Annotated in this window: 15 protein-coding genes; 10 read left to right on the plus strand and 5 right to left on the minus strand. The window is 62.2% G+C overall.

What is annotated here, in order from left to right; all coding sequences use genetic code 11:
• Nucleotides 1-8 precede the first annotated feature (8 nt).
• Together G6N35_RS20395 and G6N35_RS20400 are read right to left on the minus strand one after the other, a co-directional pair.
• On the minus strand, nt 9-788 hold the full coding sequence (locus G6N35_RS20395; RefSeq protein WP_179967394.1) for an enoyl-CoA hydratase/isomerase family protein: 780 nt from the start codon (nt 786-788) through the stop codon (nt 9-11).
• Between the two features lie 149 nt (nt 789-937).
• The gene (locus G6N35_RS20400; protein ID WP_220098519.1) at nt 938-1,348 is read right to left on the minus strand and encodes a hypothetical protein; all 411 of its coding nucleotides are present in this window, start codon (nt 1,346-1,348) and stop codon (nt 938-940) included.
• Between the two features lie 417 nt (nt 1,349-1,765).
• Here G6N35_RS20400 and G6N35_RS20405 point away from each other — a divergent pair, with 417 nt between their 5' ends.
• From G6N35_RS20405 to G6N35_RS20420, 4 genes are all read left to right on the plus strand, one after another.
• Entirely contained in the window at nt 1,766-2,887 is a 1,122-nt protein-coding gene (locus G6N35_RS20405; protein WP_163805886.1) for a spirocyclase AveC family protein, read from the plus strand.
• Between the two features lie 238 nt (nt 2,888-3,125).
• Nucleotides 3,126-4,286, plus strand: coding sequence for an aromatic ring-hydroxylating oxygenase subunit alpha (locus G6N35_RS20410; protein ID WP_163805887.1), 1,161 nt, complete (start codon nt 3,126-3,128; stop codon nt 4,284-4,286).
• Between the two features lie 4 nt (nt 4,287-4,290).
• The gene (locus G6N35_RS20415; protein ID WP_163805888.1) at nt 4,291-5,868 is read left to right on the plus strand and encodes an AMP-binding protein; all 1,578 of its coding nucleotides are present in this window, start codon (nt 4,291-4,293) and stop codon (nt 5,866-5,868) included.
• 78 nt (nt 5,869-5,946) lie between these two features.
• The gene (locus tag G6N35_RS20420) at nt 5,947-7,746 is read left to right on the plus strand and encodes an acyl-CoA dehydrogenase (protein ID WP_163805889.1); all 1,800 of its coding nucleotides are present in this window, start codon (nt 5,947-5,949) and stop codon (nt 7,744-7,746) included.
• Between the two features lie 252 nt (nt 7,747-7,998).
• On the opposite strand, the gene G6N35_RS20425 is transcribed toward G6N35_RS20420, so the two are convergent.
• Entirely contained in the window at nt 7,999-8,826 is an 828-nt protein-coding gene (locus G6N35_RS20425) for a mycofactocin-coupled SDR family oxidoreductase (protein WP_163807816.1), read from the minus strand.
• A gap of 358 nt (nt 8,827-9,184) precedes the next feature.
• Between G6N35_RS20425 and G6N35_RS20430 the strand changes: the two genes are divergently transcribed.
• Complete coding sequence (locus G6N35_RS20430) at nt 9,185-10,204, plus strand: DUF2889 domain-containing protein (RefSeq protein WP_179967395.1); 1,020 nt, start codon at nt 9,185-9,187, stop codon at nt 10,202-10,204.
• A gap of 17 nt (nt 10,205-10,221) precedes the next feature.
• Here the strand turns inward: G6N35_RS20430 and G6N35_RS20435 are convergent, their stop codons facing one another.
• Complete coding sequence (locus tag G6N35_RS20435; protein WP_163805891.1) at nt 10,222-10,851, minus strand: TetR/AcrR family transcriptional regulator; 630 nt, start codon at nt 10,849-10,851, stop codon at nt 10,222-10,224.
• 278 nt (nt 10,852-11,129) lie between these two features.
• Between G6N35_RS20435 and G6N35_RS20440 the strand changes: the two genes are divergently transcribed.
• From G6N35_RS20440 to G6N35_RS20450, 3 genes are all read left to right on the plus strand, one after another.
• Nucleotides 11,130-11,948 carry a mycofactocin-coupled SDR family oxidoreductase gene (locus tag G6N35_RS20440; protein ID WP_163805892.1) on the plus strand — a complete coding sequence of 273 codons (819 nt, stop codon included), beginning with the start codon at nt 11,130-11,132 and terminating at the stop codon, nt 11,946-11,948.
• A gap of 168 nt (nt 11,949-12,116) precedes the next feature.
• The gene (locus G6N35_RS20445) at nt 12,117-13,316 is read left to right on the plus strand and encodes an amidohydrolase family protein (RefSeq protein WP_163805893.1); all 1,200 of its coding nucleotides are present in this window, start codon (nt 12,117-12,119) and stop codon (nt 13,314-13,316) included.
• Between the two features lie 130 nt (nt 13,317-13,446).
• On the plus strand, nt 13,447-14,253 hold the full coding sequence (locus tag G6N35_RS20450; RefSeq protein WP_163805894.1) for an NAD(P)-dependent oxidoreductase: 807 nt from the start codon (nt 13,447-13,449) through the stop codon (nt 14,251-14,253).
• A 22-nt stretch (nt 14,254-14,275) separates the two neighbouring features.
• Here the strand turns inward: G6N35_RS20450 and G6N35_RS20455 are convergent, their stop codons facing one another.
• Nucleotides 14,276-15,757, minus strand: coding sequence for a class I adenylate-forming enzyme family protein (locus tag G6N35_RS20455; RefSeq protein ID WP_163805895.1), 1,482 nt, complete (start codon nt 15,755-15,757; stop codon nt 14,276-14,278).
• Between the two features lie 171 nt (nt 15,758-15,928).
• Here G6N35_RS20455 and G6N35_RS20460 point away from each other — a divergent pair, with 171 nt between their 5' ends.
• On the plus strand, nt 15,929-17,425 hold the full coding sequence (locus G6N35_RS20460) for an aldehyde dehydrogenase family protein (RefSeq protein WP_163805896.1): 1,497 nt from the start codon (nt 15,929-15,931) through the stop codon (nt 17,423-17,425).
• Nucleotides 17,422-18,633 (plus strand): CaiB/BaiF CoA transferase family protein, encoded by a 1,212-nt coding sequence (locus tag G6N35_RS20465; RefSeq protein ID WP_163805897.1) that lies wholly within the window; start codon nt 17,422-17,424, stop codon nt 18,631-18,633. Before G6N35_RS20460 ends, G6N35_RS20465 begins: the two co-directional genes overlap by 4 nt.
• The last annotated feature ends 1 nt before the right edge of the window (nt 18,634 follow it).

Consider the following 18,634-nt stretch of genomic DNA (forward strand, 5'->3'; position numbering starts at 1 on the left):
GCGCAGGATCACCGCAACCTCCACCGCGGCTTCTCGGCACCGCTGCGATTCACCTTCACGGTCTCCACGCCGTTGCCCAACTGGGTGTAGTGCACGCCGTTGCGAATCGCATCGGTACGTCCGACGTCGAGTGAGTCCCAGATCGCCTTCACGGTGCCCTGCACCGCCAGTGGTTCGTTGGCCGCGATCTGATGAGCGATCTCGTCCGCACGTGACCAAAGCTCCTCGCGGGCTGTCACTTCCGATACCAAGCCCACTTGCAACGCACGATTGGCCGATACTCGCTCGTTGAGTCCCATCAGCGCAATCCGCAGCACCTCGCCCAGCGGGATCCTGGCAGCGAGCCCAACCGGTTCGAGTACGGCCGCAAGTCCGTAGCTGACATGGGGATCGAAGAAGGTCGCGTCGTCCGAGCAGATGATGATGTCTGACTCGTTGAGAAGGTAAAAAGCGCCACCAGCTGCCATCCCTTGTACCGCACAGATGACGGGCTTCCATACCTGATTCGCTTTGGGGGACAGGTAGCTGCCGGGGTCTTCACGGCTCCACAGATTCGGCCGCGACACCATTTCCAGCGTGTCGTTGGTATCCACGCCGGTGCAGAACGCGCGCTCACCTGCAGCGCGCACCACGACGGCCCGCACCTCGTCATCCATTCGGATATGCTGCCAAACTCGCGAGAAGTCCTCGCACATCTGCTGATTGAAGCAGTTCAGCCGCTCGGGTCGATTCAGCGTGACGGTCGCGACATGACCGTGGAGCTCATACAGCAGGGTTTCCAGTTCCATGATCGCCCTTTCGGAACGGCTCGTCTCTTCTCGTTGCAAGCATGCCATTTGGAGTGCGAAGCCTCTGGCGCCGAACGCTTCTCGAACTTTGATACACCAATCAGGAGGCCGGCGGTTCGTTTCCTGGAGCGGACTGTCGAACTAGTTGCCTAAGAGGCCTTTCGCTGTGATACCCAGGACTTGTGGGCGTCGACGACCATCACCAGTAACTGGTAGCCGCGCTTGTTCAACTCCTCGGTGAGTGTGGCATAGGCCTGCACAGTCCACCCCCCGGGGGACCGCACCACGAGTCCATCGGCGAGGTTCAGGTGATCGATGTCGAAGACCAACCCGGCCAATCCGCGGGCCGTGCCCGTGTAGGAGAGCCCGTCTCCGGTCGCGTCAGTCCCGTTGGCCATCCGCCGGCACGCCGCCGCGTTGTCGACTTCGATACAGGCGTTGACGGCCAACAGAATCGGACGTTGGCGGCGGCCGAGGGCATACCGCGCCGCACGCTCGTCGTCGACCCTCTTCTTGGCTTGCCGCAGGTCGTTGGCAGCCACCACGTTCGTTGGTCCCACGAATACTCGGTCATCAGCGCCTCGCAGCGAGTCGCGTTGGTTCTGCTGTACACCGGTCAGTGCCGCGCGCTCATTCTCAGAGACCACCAGCGCTACTCGAAAGGGACGCGCAGCGCTCAGACCGGTGGGGCTGCCTTGTGAGCTCACGACTGACGAGGTCATGGGTACGCCGTTCGACGAAGGTCAGGCGCCAATGCAGGGGGTCAAGATCTGCGTACTGCTCCGGTGCCTAGATTCGGGTCAGAATCTACCACGCTATAGAAAATTGATCAACGGGGCTGTTCGAGCGCTGTGACCGGCAGTCGGCGGGACGGCTCAATTTTCAGCTCGTGACCAGATTCTGACTTCCATTCGGAGGGTGTGTGCGCTACGTTACTTTTTGCAGTTATTTGTTTAACTAATCACACGGAGGTGATCGTGGCCACACTGGAGGTCGAGCCGCAGCTCAGCGGCCCGGAGACAGTCAGGAAAGCGCCGCGGGTGCGGACGTCAACCCCCATCCTGGTGTGGGCGACGATCGGCGCTTTGTTCATGGTGTCCGCGGCATACATTGCCGGGAGCTGGATTCTCGGCGGTCGCGCAACGCCGACCCCGCTGGGCAAGGACGAGCCGACAAGCGGAGAGATCGCGTTCAACATCGGCGCGCAGGTGGCTGCTCTCGTTGCCGTCGGCGTGGCGCTCTTCTTCGTGATCCGCAGATGCATCAGGGAACGGCGCGTCACGTTCGATCTAATGCTCATGATCGCTTACGTGATGCTCGTTCAGTGGGATCCGGTGCTCAATTACGTCGTGCCGACGTTCTCCTACACCTCCTTGATGATCAACTTCGGCTCGTGGACGACCGATGTGCCGGGGTGGGTCTCGCCGCGGGCCAACCTGATGCCCGAGCCCACGGCCGCGATCGGTATCGGGTTCATGTGGAGTGCGGCACTGTGCATGCTCGGATGCGGCTTCCTGCGCAAGTTCGTGATGAAGCGCTGGCCGGAGACCGGCAAGCTCGGGATCATCCTGTGGTCGGTCGGCTTCATGGCTGTCATGGACCTCCTCATCGAGAGTGTTCTGTGCTTCGGTCACAACATCGCCTACTTCAACACCGTGGGTTGGCTCACGTTGTGGCAGGGGACATCTCATCAGTTCCCGATCTACGAAGCGCTCGTCTGGGGCGGCTTCGGGTGGGCGCCGCTCATGGTGCTCCGGTTCTACCTGGACGACCGTGGACACTCGGTCGTCGAGCGCGGCGTTGATCGTCTCAACGTGTCCTACAAGACGAAGGTCCTGCTGCAGATCCTGGCCCTGGGTGCGGTGACCAACATCTGCTACGTGAGCTACAACATCGTCATGATCGGCATCAGCCTGCAGAACGACAACGATGCGTCGGCGGTCTACCCAACGCATCTGACGAACTCGCTCTGCGGTCCGGAGAACAAGTGCACCACTCCGGGGAATGGCACTCCGATCCCCACGGGTGGCAAGCCGGCTTCGCCGAGCGATGTGCCCGGCAATGGGCGGACCTGGGTCGACGTCTATTTCGGACGCTGACTGCGACCTGCTGGGACAGCGGGAAAGGCTCTAGGCAGGGCGGTGGCGCGGACGTGAAAGCGTCCCACCACCGCCTTGTTCATTTCCGACAGGATAGGGAATGGCGACCAAGGGGTGTTACGGAGCTGGGATACGCGCCTGAGATCGCCGCGCTTGCCTCAGAACGGAGCTGCCGCTAGAATCTACTCATATATAGAAAGTTGGCAATGGCAGGCTCGAGAGGTCAGGGATCGTAACAATGCAGGTCGCAGTCCAACACGAACTCATTGAGCGTTACCGCAAGTTCGCGGGTGAGAAGTCGACGCAACTGAGCGACGGGCCCCTCATGTTGTCCGCCAGTGAGTACACCTCACCTGAGCAACTGGAGCTGGAACGTGAGCTGCTGTTCCGCCGCCAGCCCATCGTGGTGTGCTTGACGGCCGATGTTCCGGATGTCGGGTCAGTCCTCGCGACGCACATCGATGGCGTGCCGCTGCTGGTGACCCGAGCCAAGGATGGCCGCGCCAGGGTCTTTGTCAACGCGTGCCGGCATCGGGGTGCGCCGCTGGTCGAGCCCGACTGCCGCCGGAGCGGGGCGCGGAACCTGAGCTGCCCGTTCCACGCTTGGTTGTACTCGTTGGACGGCGAGGTGATACGCAAGCCGATCGCCAAAGACTTCTTCGATGTGCCTGGCGAGTCCTTCGGCTTGAAGGAGGTCTCGTCCGATGAGGCGCACGGGTTGATCTTCGCTCAACTCGAGGGTGGCCCTGTCGATGCCGATTCCCGCCTGGGTCGGTTGAGCGAGGACCTCGACAGTTTCGGGCTGGCAGGTTTCCACCATGTCGAAACACGCAAAGCGATCCAGAACTGCAACTGGAAGATGGTCATCGATACGTTCCTCGAGGCGTACCACGTCTTTTCGCTGCACAGCACGACCATCTCTCGGCTCTACCACTCCCACCCGCAGCTGTTCGACGCCTACAACGAGCATTGCCGGCTTATCGGAATCCGAAAGACGATCGACGACATCGGTGAGGACCGGAGCACCTGGCAGTTCCCGCCGCACGCGACAATCCATTACTTCGTCTTCCCCAATACCCTTGTTGTGCACCAGCTCGACCATTTCGAAGTGTGGCGGATCTTCCCGCACGAGACGCCCGGCAATGCGGTGGTGGAGACGAGCATCTATGCGCCCGAACCGCCCAACGACGACACGATCAAGAAGTGGATCCTCAATCTGGACATCCTCATGCAGGTCACCGGCCAGGAAGACTTCCCCATGTGCAAGAAGATCCAGGAAGGTTTGGAGCGCGGCAGCCTCGACGCAGTGGTACTCGGCCAGAACGAGCCCGGTTTGATCCACTTCCACGAGCAGATCGCCAAAGCACTTGGTCCAGTGGATTCCGGTGTGAACCTCTGACGCTATGCCCAGCGAATTCTGGTTCGAACCCCTGACGCCAGTCGGCTTCCTGCGCCGCGCTGCCGCGGTTTACGGTGACAAGACCGCCGTCATCGACGGTGAGCGGACATTCAGCTATCGCGAACTGCTCGACCGGAGCACGCGGTTGGCCGGTGCGCTCACCGCTGCGGCCGGCGGCAACCCGGTGGCGATCCTCGCTCCGAACAGCTACATGTTGCTCGAGTCGCACTACGGTGTGCCCTGGTCGGGTTCACCTCTGCTCACCCTCAACATCCGATTGTCCGCACCTGAGCTCGCCTGGATCATCGAGCACGCGGAAGCTTCCGTGCTCATCTACGACGACTCGCTGTCGAACCTCGCCCACTCGGTTGCGGACCTGGTCGCCGGACGGGTGAAGCTGGTGCGATGCGGGGGCGAGGCTGACGAATACGAGCGGCTGCTTGTCGCCGCGGAGCCTGGGACGCAGCCGATCACCGACGAGAACGCCCTGCTGTCGCTCAACTACACGAGTGGAACCACCGGCAAGCCCAAGGGTGTCATGTATCACCACCGGGGCGCTTACCTGCAATCGGTCGCGATGGCATCCCAGATGGGGCTGGACAGCAATACGCGAATGCTGTGGACACTACCGATGTTCCACTGCAACGGCTGGTGCTTCACCTGGGCGGTAACCGCCGTCGGTGGCACCCATGTCTGTTTGCGGGCGGTGGATCACGCACAGATTTGGCGGTTGATCGACGAGGAGGGCATCACCCATCTCAACGGCGCGCCCACCGTCCTGACGTCCATCGCCTACAGCGAGGCAGCCCACCGCCTGAATGACGGACACAAGCTGCTCGTCGGGACCGGCGGCGCCCCGCCGACCCCCACCATCCTGGCCCGCCTCGCCGAACTGAACATCGATGTCGTCCACCTCTACGGTCTCACTGAGACCTACGGACCTGCCGTCATCTGCGAATGGCAGAAGTCCTGGGACGACCTCGATCCGCCGCGCCGAGCCCGGCTCAAGGCCAGGCAAGGGGTCTGCAACATCGTCTCCCAGCCCATTCGTGTCGTCGATGCCGATGGCGCCGACGTTCCCGCAGATGGGCAGTCGATCGGCGAAGTTGCGATTCGCGGAAACAACGTGATGGCCGGCTATTACAAAGATCTCGACGCGACAGCGGCTGCCGTGCCCGACGGGTGGTTCCGCACCGGTGATCTCGGCGTGCTCCACGAGGACGGCTACTTGGAGCTCCGAGACCGGAGTAAGGACATCATCATTTCCGGGGGCGAGAACATCTCGTCGATCGAAGTCGAGAACGCCATCGCTTCGCACGAGTCGGTGCTGGAAGTCGCCGTCATCGCCATCCCCGACGACCGCTGGGGCGAGGTTCCGGTCGCGCACATCACCCTGCATCCCGGAGCCACCCCCGACCAGGCGGCCATCGAACAACACGTCCGTGCCCAGATCGGCGGATTCAAGGTGCCGAAGCGGATGGTGTTCGAGCCGCTGCCGAAGAACGGCACCGGCAAAGTCCAGAAGTTCGCGCTGCGAGAACAATGGCGTCAGAAGCTGACAGCACCTGACTCAACAGTCTAAGTCCGCTGACCGGCGCGTCGTCGTCCCAGAGCCGACGCCGGGCGATGTGCCGTCACCATCCAACATCAGGGAGCTTTCATGCCCAACGACATCCTTTCACGGCGAGATATCGACTTCCTGCTCTATGACTGGCTCGGTGTCGAAGACCTGACGCAGCGTGCCCGCTACTCCGACCACAGCAGGGAGACATTCGACGGGGTGCTCGACCTCTGCGAACAACTGGCCGAGAAGTACTTCGCACCACACAACAAGCTCAATGACACCCGGGAGCCGACCTTCGACGGAAGCCGCGTGCACGTCAATCCCGAGGTGAAGCGAGCGTTCGAGGCCTTCGCGGCCGCAGACCTCATCGGAATGAGCATGGACTACGAACTCGGCGGTGCGCAGCTGCCGGTCACCGTGGCAAATGCGGGCTTCGCCTGGTTCCACGCCGCGAATGTCAGCACAGCCGCCTATCTCATGCTCACCATGGCCAATGCCAACCTGCTGGCCACCTATGGCAGCACTCGTGATCACGAGCTATTCGTCAAACCGATGCTCGCCGGCCGGTTTTCGGGCACCATGTGTCTCTCCGAGCCGCAAGCGGGATCGTCGCTCGCCGACATCACCACTCGTGCCGAGCTGACCGATGGGGGCCATTACCGACTTTTCGGCAGCAAAATGTGGATCTCGGGCGGTGAGCACGAGATCACCGAGAACATCGTGCATCTGGTCCTCGCGCGCATCGCCGGGGCGCCGGCGGGGGTCAAGGGGCTGTCGCTGTTCGTCGTGCCCAAGTTCCTCGTCGACGACGATGCGGCGATTGGCGAACGTAACGACGTCGCACTGGGTGGACTCAATCACAAGATGGGCTACCGCGGCACAACGAACACCGTCCTGAACTTCGGCGACGGTACCCACCGTCCGTACGGGTCGGCCGGCGCAGTGGGTTACCTTGTGGGTCAACCCAATGCCGGTATCTCGTACATGTTCCACATGATGAACGAGGCACGGCTCGGCGTCGGTATCGGTGCCGTCGCACTGGGATATACCGGTTACCTCAAGTCGGTGCGGTACGCGAGCGAGCGGCTGCAGGGCCGGGCCGCGGCTCGCAAGGGCGTTGACGACAAGCCGGTTCCCATCATCGAGCATGCCGACGTCCGCCGCATGCTGCTGACCCAAAAGTCCTATGTCGAAGGCGCCTTGGCTCTTGCGCTGTACTGTGCGAACCTCGTCGACGTCCGCTCCAGCGGTGCGGACAAGAAGGAGTCCGCCGAAGCGACGCTGCTGCTTGACGTGCTGACGCCGATTGCCAAGAGTTGGCCCTCGCAGTGGTGTCTTGCGGCCAATGATCTCGCCATCCAGGTACACGGAGGGTACGGATATACCCGTGACTATGACGTGGAGCAGCACTACCGCGATAACCGCTTGAATCCCATCCACGAGGGCACACACGGCATTCAGAGTCTCGACCTGCTCGGCCGCAAGGTGACTCAGCACGACGGTGCAAGTCTTGCTTTGTTGTCCGACCGCATCGCCAAGACGATCGACACTGCGACCGCTCGTGGTGAGGAACTCGCGCATATTGCCGGCCAACTGGGTGGGCGGTGGACCCGTTTGATCGAGGTAACCGCCAAACTGGTCGGTGAAGCGGATCGTGAACTGGCGCTTGCCAACAGCGCAATCTACCTCGAGGCGTTCGGCCACTTGGTGATCGCCTGGATATGGCTGGAGCTGTTGCTCGTCAGCTCGTCCCGGGACACTGATTTCTACGCAGGAAAGGTCCAAGCGGGCCGGTTCTTCTATCGCTACGAGCTTCCCCGGGTAGATCCGCAGCTGGAGTTGCTGGAATCCCTCGACAGTACGACTGTTGATATGAAGGCAGAGTGGTTCTCGTAGGCGGATCAGTTCCCGCGGCGCAGCACCCCTGAACATACGAATCGCCGGTGACTTTGGGGTCATCGGCGGTGCGAGCGCCGCGCCAGGGTCAGCAACTTCGCAGGAGGCGCGCTCCTGTGGGCGGAGCCAGTCCGACGCCGCGCACCGACAGCACCTTTCGACAAGGGCCAGTAAGGATTCCAGCGAGGGCGGTCACCGAGTCCCGAACAGCCCTCGCTGGAATCCTGCCCAAACCCGGGCAGGGTTTCTTGGCTAGCGGCGGACGTCCATGCCCGCGTCGACCTTGAGGAGACTGCCGGTGAACGTTCGGCCGAGGTCGGACAGGAGGAAAAGGATGGCGTTGCTGACGTCCTTGGGCTCGATCATCGGGAAGTCAGGCAACGCTGTCTGCATGGCATTGGCCATGTGTGGCGTCTGCTCGATCATCTTGAACAGTGCCGGGTTCTCCAGCACCATCGGTGTCGCGCAATTGGTCGGCGCAACCGCGTTAACCCGAATCCTGTGTGGTGCAAGCATATTGGCATATGCCCTGACTAGTGCGACAACCGCCACCTTCGTCATCAGATAGGCATCAGAACCGCCGCCGCCGTCGGTCATGTCCAGCAGGGCTGCCATCGAGCTGGTCGCGATCAAATGTCCGCCCTTGCCACGCTCCTTGAGGTGCGGGATGGCTACCTGGAAGGTATTCCAGACACCGATCTGCATGACGTCGATACCCAGGCGCAGGGCTTCCGGTGCATCGACTTCGTCGGGGTTGGAGAGGATGAGCCCGGCATTGGCCAACACCGTGTCGACATAGCCGAACTGGCGGACCCCCGCATCGAATACTGCCTGCAGGGCCGACTTGTCCCGAACATCGGCCGCTTCGAAGTGAATCTCGCGGCCGGTCTTCTCCACAAGGCGAGCGGTCTCTTCGAGGTCCTCCCACGTGCCCAACTTGTACGGAACGCCGTCGATGTCGTGACAAACGTCCACGGCGACGATGTTCGCGCCTTCTTCTGCGAGAGTGACTGCGTGCGAGCGGCCCTGACCGCGTGCCGCACCGGTGATAAAGACAACCCGACCGTCGAGCAAACCCACGATTATGTTTCCTTTCCGCCGGATGTGCAGACAGTGCGCATCGGCCACGGTGATCCGCCATGCGCCGAAGCTGAACGACGCCTCAGCGACCATACCAAGATATATCAATACGTTTATAGGAATAGCGAAATATGGCGACGGGGTAGACCGAAGCCCGCGGTTCGCGGCGGCGTGCTCGCGAGAGGGCATTCGAAGCTACACTCGATTTTCGGTTGCAATGACGAATCTGAGCGATTCACAGCAAACAGGCTCACAGCAAAGAGGTGCTCATGCGAACTGGTGGTGAATTGCCAATCGGCAAGTGCGGCAATGCAGGGTGCGTTGCGGCCGAGTTCGCCACAGTGAGCCGTGACGTCCCATGAGCGCTATTGAGTTGGGCTTACCAGATGCCGGGATGCATCCGCTGCACGGCATTCACGAACCGACGACGAGCACGCCGGCACGTTGCCCCGGCTCGATTCGGCGCACAACCTCGATAGACATGACACGTGATGCGGGCTCCCTTGATCCGGTGTATCTCTCTGGACGGGCACGGGACCTGATGACTACGCATGACGGTATGGCTGTTGAGATAGGCCAGGCCAGCATGCGCGTGGCGGTCGAGAAGCTCACCCGCGTAGTTCGGCAGATCGACGTCGAACCCGTGGTCGCAGGAATGGATTTGGTCGGCGCTCCGGCGATGGGCGGATTCCGGGCCGCGGTCGACAAGGCAGCTCCGGAGTTGAGCGAGCACCGCGACCTGCGCTATGCGCTGCTCGATGACGTCCCGGTCGCCACCCTGATCTCTGGGCATGCATTGTCGGCGTCCGGCGCGCTCGGGAACGGCGCCACGTCGGGCTACCTCCCGGTCGCAGACCAATGTGCGGGTTTCGTGACCGGCGGACTGCTCATGACGTCATTTGAGTCCGGGGTCCCTGCTGTTGTGACTGGACCGCCGGCACCGCGACTCGAGGACCCCGACGACCCGTTGGCGTGGCATGACATGTCGGCGCTACCCGTCCACGGGATGCGTCGTCGGCGGCGACTTGACGTGAAACGCAACGGGGCCTCAGAGATGGAAATCGATGCGATGTTCCGCGACACCTACGTTCGCGCCGACGGCATCGAGACCATCATCCACGAGTACACGGTCACGGCCGTCGTGGAGTCCGATACCCAGACAATCGTGAGCGCGCAGGCGGTGGCCCGCGTACTACCCTGGCAGGAATGTCCGGGCGCCGTCGCCAGCGCGACTCGGCTCATCGGAATGAGGCTCGATCAACTGCACCACCGCGTGCGGCGCGAGTTCCGCGGGACGTCGACGTGTACCCACCTCAACGACTTGTTGCGCGGCGTCGCGGACGCCGCCGCGCTGTATGGCCTGCTGCCCGCCAGCTGAGGCTCGGCGGCATACCGTCACCGCGGCGAGAACGCTCCCGGCAGAAAGGCGCGGAGCAACCCCTCGTCACCGCCGTACTCGGCTGGCCCGGGCTCGGCCATGAGGCTGAAACAGATGCGAGCCACCCAGTAGGCCATCGTCTCCGGGGCCACATCGTCGCGGACGTCCCCTCGTGCCGCGGCGTCGGCGAATCGCTCGCCGAGTACCTCTCTCAAACGGCTCTGCCATTTCTCGGATGCCGAAGCGGCGTGGTAGGTGCGACCCAATTTGTCGTCGAAGGTGAACATTCGCATCGTCGGTGACTCCCGCGCTGCCGCAATGCCAACCATGCAGCTACTCACCAATTGGTCTGCGAACGGCTCATCGGTTTCCCAACAGCGCTGCGTCGCGTCGAGCACTGCTGTCACTGCCCGCAGGAAGCACTCGGCCAGCACCGCATCGCGATTCGGGAAATAGCTGTACACGGTGCTGCGATGGACCCCTGCCTTGTTCGCTATGTGGGTCATCTTCGTGGCGTCCAGCCCGCGCTCTGCGTAACACGCCTCCGCCGCGTCTAGCAGGCGGTCGCGCGCCTGGTCGTCACTAGTCGGCAGATCCGCGCCCCAGGCGGGGGTCCGCGCTACGGTCCGTGTCCCCATACCGTCCATTCAACCTTTCCCAGACTTCGAACCCAACCTTGACTCGACCGACACTCTTGCCTAGTTTGTCGTTTGGGAGACAGATCATCGGACAGTGTCGTCGTGTTGACAGGATCGTTTAACGTACGCGCCGGCCGTCTGGTGGCTGATATGTCAGCACCTGTGCTCCTTGCCGAAGGGAGCTACGTGCGTGCCGGCAATTGCGGCGTGTTCAAAGAAGCGGTTCCGGCCGCTACGGCCGTAGCTCTGCTGTTCACACCTTTTCGATGACGAATGGGAGCATTGCCATGTCCGACTTCTTCAGTGGCAAAGTCGCGTTGATCACCGGTGCAGCGCGCGGGCAGGGGCGCGCTCACGCGGTTCGGCTCGCTAGCCGCGGTGTCAACATCATTGCGGTAGACATCTGTCGGGACATTCCGACCATGGACTACCCGAACGCGACTCGAGCCGACCTCGACGAGACCCGGGATCTCGTGGAGGCCGAGGGCGCCAAGATCGTGACCGGCGTGGCCGACGTCGCCGACCAGGCGGCGCTGAAGGCGGTCCTCGATGACGGGCTTGCGCATTTCGGTCGCCTCGACATTGCCATCGCCAACGCCGGAATAGTGCGCTACGGCGAAGATGAAGATCCGATCGCCACCTGGAACGACATCATCAACACCAACTTGACCGGCGTCTGGAACACCTGCTTCCTCGCTCGTCAGCCCATGATCGACGGTGGGCGCGGCGGTTCGATCGTCATCACCAGTTCCTCCGCCGGCCTCAAAGGCACAGGTACCCATAAGACCGGTGCCCAGGCGTACACCGCCTCAAAGCGCGGCATCGTCGGACTCATGCAGGTGTTAGCGCTGGATCTGGCCCCCCACAACATCAGGGTCAACACCATCCATCCGACCGGCGTGGCCAGTGGCATGACGATGAATGACGCATTGGCCAAAATGGTCGAGAGCGGCAGCCCCGAGATCATGGCGATGCAGAACGCCCTGCCGGTCCAGATTCTGCAGCCCGAGGACATCGCCGATGCCGTCGAGTGGCTCGTCAGTGACAAGGCCCAGTACGTCACGGGTATCACTCTCCCCGTTGATGCGGGCTTCACCGTCCGCTGACCCGCTACCCACGTCGACCGATGTCGGCCGTCGCTTCAGCGAGAAGGTGCTTGATCGCGGCGGCGGCTCGGAATAAGATTCAAAGAAATTATAGAATCTTGCCAGGAGTAGAATCCTGGATGAGTCAACAATCACATCCCCCTCTGCCAGAGGCGTAAGGAGCCAAGGATGCCTTTACAAGACACCCATCAGATCGTGTCAGTCGATGACCACCTCATCGAGCATCCCCGAGTCTGGCAGGACCGCTTGCCGGAGAAGTTTCGTGAGGCAGGCCCCAGGATCGTCGAGGTGGACGGCCAGCATCTGTGGTCATACGACAACACGTTGTACCCGACGATCGGTCTGAACGCGGTGGCGGGGAAGCCGCCGGAGGAGTGGGGCACCGATCCGGTGCGCTACGAAGACATGATCCCCGGCTGCTACGACCCGGTAGCGCGGGTCGCGGACATGGATCTCGACGGCGTTCAGGCGGCCCTGTGCTTCCCTTCGTTCCCAGGGTTCGCGGGTGGAACGTTCTATCGGGGCAAGGATCGCGACTTGGCCCTGCTGTCTGTCAAAGCGTGGAACGACTTCCACGTTGACGAGTGGTGTGCGGCGGCGCCTGATCGCTTCATTCCACTTGGCATCCTCCCGATCTGGGACATCGACGCGTCTGTAGCCGAGGCTGAGCGCTTGGCCGCCAAGGGAGTGAGGACGGTGTCCTTCCCCGACAGCCCGGTGCCATTGGGTCTGCCGTCGTTCCACTCAGATCACTGGGACGATCTATGGCAGGTTTGCTCGGACGCTGGCATGCCGGTGTCGCTGCACTTCGGGGCAGGCGGCTATGTGCCCGGGTTCTCGTTCACCAAGACCTCCACCTTCCAGGACGACCTGGCAACCCAGCAGATCGCGGCCCCCTTCGCGGTGGCAATCACCATCTTTGCGACCAATCTGATGTGGTCTACCGTCGACCTGTTGTTCTCCGGCAAGCTGCAGAAGTTCCCGAATCTTCAGTTCTCACTGTCCGAGGGCGGCATCGGTTGGGTGCCCTACATCTTGGAGCGTGCCGACTACGTCTGGGAACGGCACCGCTACTACCAGGCGATCGACTTCGACTCGCGCCCTTCGGAGCTGTTCCGTTCCCACTTCTGGGGTTGCTTCATCGATGACGAGCACGGATTGTCCAATCGCCACGCGATCGGAATCGACCGAATTTGCCTGGAAATCGACTTCCCGCACTCGGATTCGAACTGGCCCAACTCACGCAAGCGGGCGGCTGAGGTGCTCGCCACGGTGCCCGATGACGAATGTGCTCTCATCGTCGAGGACAACGCGCGCCGCATGCTGAACTTCCCGCGGCCGGCTGACGCGAAAGTCGCGGCCGTCTAGCTGCTGAAGAAGATGCTGAATGCGGGTTGAGGCGGCTCTGGGCGTTGCCTTTGTTCAACGGCCGGGGCGCCTCGACCACCATTCGGCGCGACAGACCGGCCAGCGTCATGACTCCGATTGAGGGCGTGAGATGACGCGCGTCGGTTTCTTCGGGATTGGTCAAATGGGCGGCCCGATGGTGTCGCGGCTGCTCGATCGTGGTCAGCACGAGATCGTTCTCTATGCCCGTCGGCCTGAGGTGTGTGCGCCTTACATCGCGCGCGGGGCGCGTCTGACTCGCTCGCTCAAGGAGCTGGCGATAACCAGCGATGTGTTGATCCTGTGTCTGTTCTCGGATCTGCAGCTGCGGGCGACGGCTTTTGGCGCGGCAGGCTTCCTTGCGCATCTGGGCGAGGGCGCAGTCGTCGTTTCGCATACGACGGGTAGTCCGGCGCTTGTCGCTGAGATGGCTCGTTGCGCACCCCAGGTGCATATGGTCGACGGTCCGGTCAGCGGGGGCCCGGAAGATATCGGTCAGGGCAAGTTGACGGTATTGGTGGGCGGTGAGTCCGGTGCTGTCTCTGTGGTGCGGGACATCGTGAACGCCTACGCCGACCCCATAATCGAGACCGGCGCACTCGGGAGTGCGTTGACGGTCAAGCTGCTCAATAACCTTCTGTTCGCAGCCAATTCGCAATTGCTCGCGGCAACCGCTGCGGCCGGAGCAGCGTGGGGATTGGACGAGCAGTCCTTGCTCACCGCCTTGAGCGCATGCAGTGCAAGCAGCACAGCCCTTCAGCGTGTGCTGCAGGTCGGCGGTCTCGCTCCCTTCGAGCGGCGCGCGACGCCGTATCTACGCAAGGACGTCACGGCGGCGGTTGCGCTGGCCGAGGAGTTGGGATTGGCGATCGATCTTGTGCGTGGCGTGGCAGAAGGTGGACCACTGGCGGTGACGTGACTTCGGTTGGCGTATCGGCGATTCAGGTTGTCAGCTGCTGAGCGAGTTCGCGCTTCGACACCTTGCCCAAGCCTGTGAGTGGAAGCTCGTCGACCACGTGTAACCGCTCGGGCCACTTCTGCTTCATGAATCCCCGCTCGTCGAGGAATCGGCATATCTCGTCGAGTGTGACGTCGGGATGATTGGCGGAACGCTGAACAACCGCGCATACGACCTCGCCGCGCGCTTCGTCCGGTAGGCCGAGAACGGCAACGGTGTCGATCAACGGGTGAGCCAGCAGCTCGTTCTCGATCTCGGCTGGGGCAATATTCTCACCTTTGCGAATGATCAAGTCCTTCAACCGGCCTGTGATCACCAGCCTGCCGTCGGACCGAAGGAACCCCGTGTCGCCGGTTCGGAGCCAGCCCTCTTGGGTGACCGTCGCGATCCATTGCTCGCGATCGACATAGCCCGGTGTCAGGACATCACCGCGCACTTCGACCTCTCCTGTCGAGGCGATGCGCACCTCGGCACCGGGAACGGGCAAGCCCGCCGTGTTCGACCGCTGTTCAAAGGTGTCTGACGGCTGGATCGCCGTCACCGTTGGGGCTTCCGTCATGCCGTAGCCATGCAGAACGGGCACCCCCAGAACATGTCTGATCTTTTCGTGTAGCTCCGGTGGGCAGGGCGCACCACCACCGATCAGCATGCGAAGCGTAGGGATGATCGGAGCGTCGCCATCCGATGCGAGCTGAGCGGAAAGCAGCATCTGGTAGAACGCCGTGCTTGAGCCGGTAAACGTCACCCGATTGGCGGCAAGCACGTCAGCGATGTCGGACTCGATCCGCGGTAGCAACAACACGGGAAACTCACCGATCAGGGCGCACGAGAGATAGAAGATGCCTCCCACATGTGCGATGGGAAAGTTGATGGTCCCTACGTCGTTGGGCACCGATCCCAGGCCGAGTGACTTCACGTAGCCCCGCGCTGCCGTCAAGAGCGACTTATCGCTGTGCTGCACTCCTTTCGGTTGGCCGCTGGTTCCCGATGTGAAGAAGACCCATCGGGGCTGCTCTGGAGGGAAACTCTTTGCCGTTGATGTTGCTTGGTTCGCCGGCATTGAACGGACAACATCGAGGAAGTCCGGCGGAAGCTGAATCACCCGTGTACCTGGTGGCGCGTTGTGCTTCGTCGATTCATCGACGATCAACACGTCGGCGTGGGCGATCTCGAGTGCGGCCGCGACCTCCCGTTTGCGGAACAGATGCAGCACCGGCGCCTGGACGGATACGCTTCGTGAAAGCGCCAGCATCAGAACCGCTGCGGCGCAATGACTTGGCAGCTGCCAGGCGACGGTCATGGTGCTTTCGACACCATGCGCTGCCAGCCAGTCTGCTGCTGCCGCTGACAGACTGGCCACCTCAGTGTTCGTCAGCACCGTGCCGGTTGGCTCGACCAGCAGCCGACTGTCAGGACGGTTCAATGCCGCAGACTCGAGCTCTTCGGTGATTGAACAGGGGACCATCGGTACGTCCCTCCGTGGAGTCAGGTAGCCGCCAGAAAATCTGTGCAGAGTTAGAATGATAGCGTCGCGCCGTCGTCAACTTCGCGTATCCACTCTTGCGCCAAATTAGATTAATAGTTAACTATAGTGGCGTACAGTGAGGCCGATACAGCCACCTCGGGAGGATCTTCCATGACGACCTCGTCGATTCCCACCTCGACCGTCCAGTCCAACGCGGAGACCCGCCTCTACATCGATGGGGAGTTGCGGGAGTCGCCGACCGGGCGCACCGCAGAGAACATCAACCCGGCTACTGAGGAGCTCCTCGGTGTCGTCACCGACGGCGGCGCAGAGGATATGGAGTCGGCCATCGCCGCGGCTCGGCGCGCGTTCGACACGACGGACTGGTCGACCAATCACGAGTTCCGCCGGCACTGTCTCCTGCAGCTTCACGAAGCGCTGCAGGAGGAAAAGGAAGACATCCGTGCCGAATTGGTCGCCGAGGTCGGTGCGCCGCTGTCGTCGACCTACATTGCTCATCTGGACTGGCCGATTGCCGACAGCATCAGGTGGCCGGCGCACTACATCTCCGAATTCCCTTGGGAGCGCGCGCTGCCCGACGGGGCGTTACTGGGTGCACCCTATCGACGCAAGGTCGTCAAAGAGGCACTCGGTGTGGTGGGGGCCATCACCCCTTGGAACTTCCCGTTCGAGATCATCAGCAACAAAGTTGCTCAGATCCTCGCGACCGGCAACACCATGGTGCTCAAACCCGCCATCGAGACCCCATGGAGCGGACTGCGCTGGGGCCGTATCGTTGCCGAAAAGACCGACATCCCAGCGGGCGTCTTCAACGTCGTTCCCACGTCCGACAATGGTGTCGCTCAACTGCTGGCCACTGACCCGCGTGTGGACATGGTGTCCTTCACCGGCTCGACGGCGGTCGGCACGCTGCTTCAGAGATTGAGCGCCGACACCATGAAGCGCACCCTGCTCGAGCTCGGCGGCAAGTCGGCATACATGGTCCTCGACGACGCCGATATGGATGCGGCACTACCCGGCTGCATTGGAGCGCTGATCCATTCCGGCCAAGGCTGCGGATTGACCACCCGAATGCTGGTGCCGCGACAGGCCTACGACCAGGCGGTCGAGGTCGCCACAGCGATGTTTGCGGCGATCCCAGTCGGAGACCCCACTGATCCCACAACGTTCTGCGGCCCGTTGGTCTCGGCCAAGCAACGTGACCGCGTGCTGAACTACATCGAGATCGGCAAGCAGCAAGGGGGCCGCGTGACAGTCGGCGGCGGCAAGCCGCAGCAGCTCGATCGCGGCTACTTCGTAGCGCCGACCGTGTTCGCCGATGTCGACGCGAGCCACCGCTTGTTCCAAGAAGAGATCTTCGGCCCGGTGATCACCGTGACTCCGTATGACGGAGGCGATGAGGCTCTCATCGAGCTGGCGAATAATTCCAGCTACGGTCTCTCAGGCGCAGTCATGGGTTCGCCCGACCGGGCGATGTCGGTGGCCCGGCGAATCCGCACCGGGACAATGAACCTCAACGGTGCCATGTTCTATGGCGCAGATGCACCGTTCGGCGGCTACAAGATGAGCGGCGTCGGTCGGCAGAACGGTCACGAAGGCTTCGAACAACACCTCCACACCAAGACGATTGGATACACCACCGCATGACCGATGTACTGAGCGGGATTCGCGTCGTCGAACTCGCCGCATGGACATTTGTTCCGGCAGCAGGTGCGGTACTCGCCGATTGGGGCGCCGACGTCATCAAAGTCGAACACCCTGAGACTGGCGATCCGCAACGGGGACTGATCAACTCGGGCATCGTGGCCGGAGCCGGTGGCGTGAACCACTTCGTTGAGCAACCGAATCGCGGCAAGCGCAGCATCGGATTGGACACCTCCAGTCCCGAGGGGCGGGAGGTGTTGATGAAGCTGATCGAGTCGGCGGATGTCTTCCTCACCAACCTGCTGCCCGACTCGCGGCGCCGCATGGGAATTGACGTGGACCAGGTCCGTGCGCGCAACCCGAAGATCATCTATGCCCGCGGGCACGGTTACGGAACAAAGGGCGAGGCGGCGAACCAGGGTGGCTTCGACCTCGCCGCGTATTGGGCTCGGGGAGGGATCGGTGACGGCTACGCCGCCACTGATGGATCCTATCCGCCACTCCAACTGCCGGCGTTTGGTGACGTCTATGGCGGCCTGACGATCGCCGCCGGAATCGCCGGAGCGTTGGTCAAGCGTGAGCGTACGGGCGAGCCGTCGGTTGTCGACGTGTCCCTACTCAGCGCCGCCATCTGGCAACTCGGTCCCAACATCGTAGGTGCCGGGGTCACGGGTCGAGATGTTCCCAAGTTCTCACTCGAAGAGATGCCCAACCCCGCCGTCAACCTCTATAAGACCCGGGACGGCCGGTTCATCGCGTTTGTGCTTCTGCAGGCAGACCGATTCTGGTCTGACTTCTGTGCGCGCCTGGGGCGGCCTGATCTGACATCGGATGATCGATTCGCCACTGCGCCAAAGCGTTTCGAGAATCGAAGGGAATGCATTGCCGAGCTGAGGGCGATCTTCGCTACGGAGGATCTCGCCCATTGGGAGAAGTCCTTCGCCGGTTTCGAGGGCGTGTGGGACGTGATGCGCACCGCGCACGAGATCCACGCCGACCCTCAGGTGATCGCCAACGGATACCTGCCCCGCACGACTGATGCCAATGGCAACGAATTCGCCCTGGCAGGCAGCCCGGTTCAATTCGACGAGACGCCGTTGGAACTCACGTGCGCCCCGGGGCACGGCGAGCACACCGATGAAGTACTCGCCGAACTGGGCTACGACGAGGACCAGATCATCGACCTCAAGATCAAGTCGGTCTTGCTGTAGG

This window comes from Mycolicibacterium anyangense (genome assembly GCF_010731855.1).
GTDB lineage: Bacteria > Actinomycetota > Actinomycetes > Mycobacteriales > Mycobacteriaceae > Mycobacterium > Mycobacterium anyangense.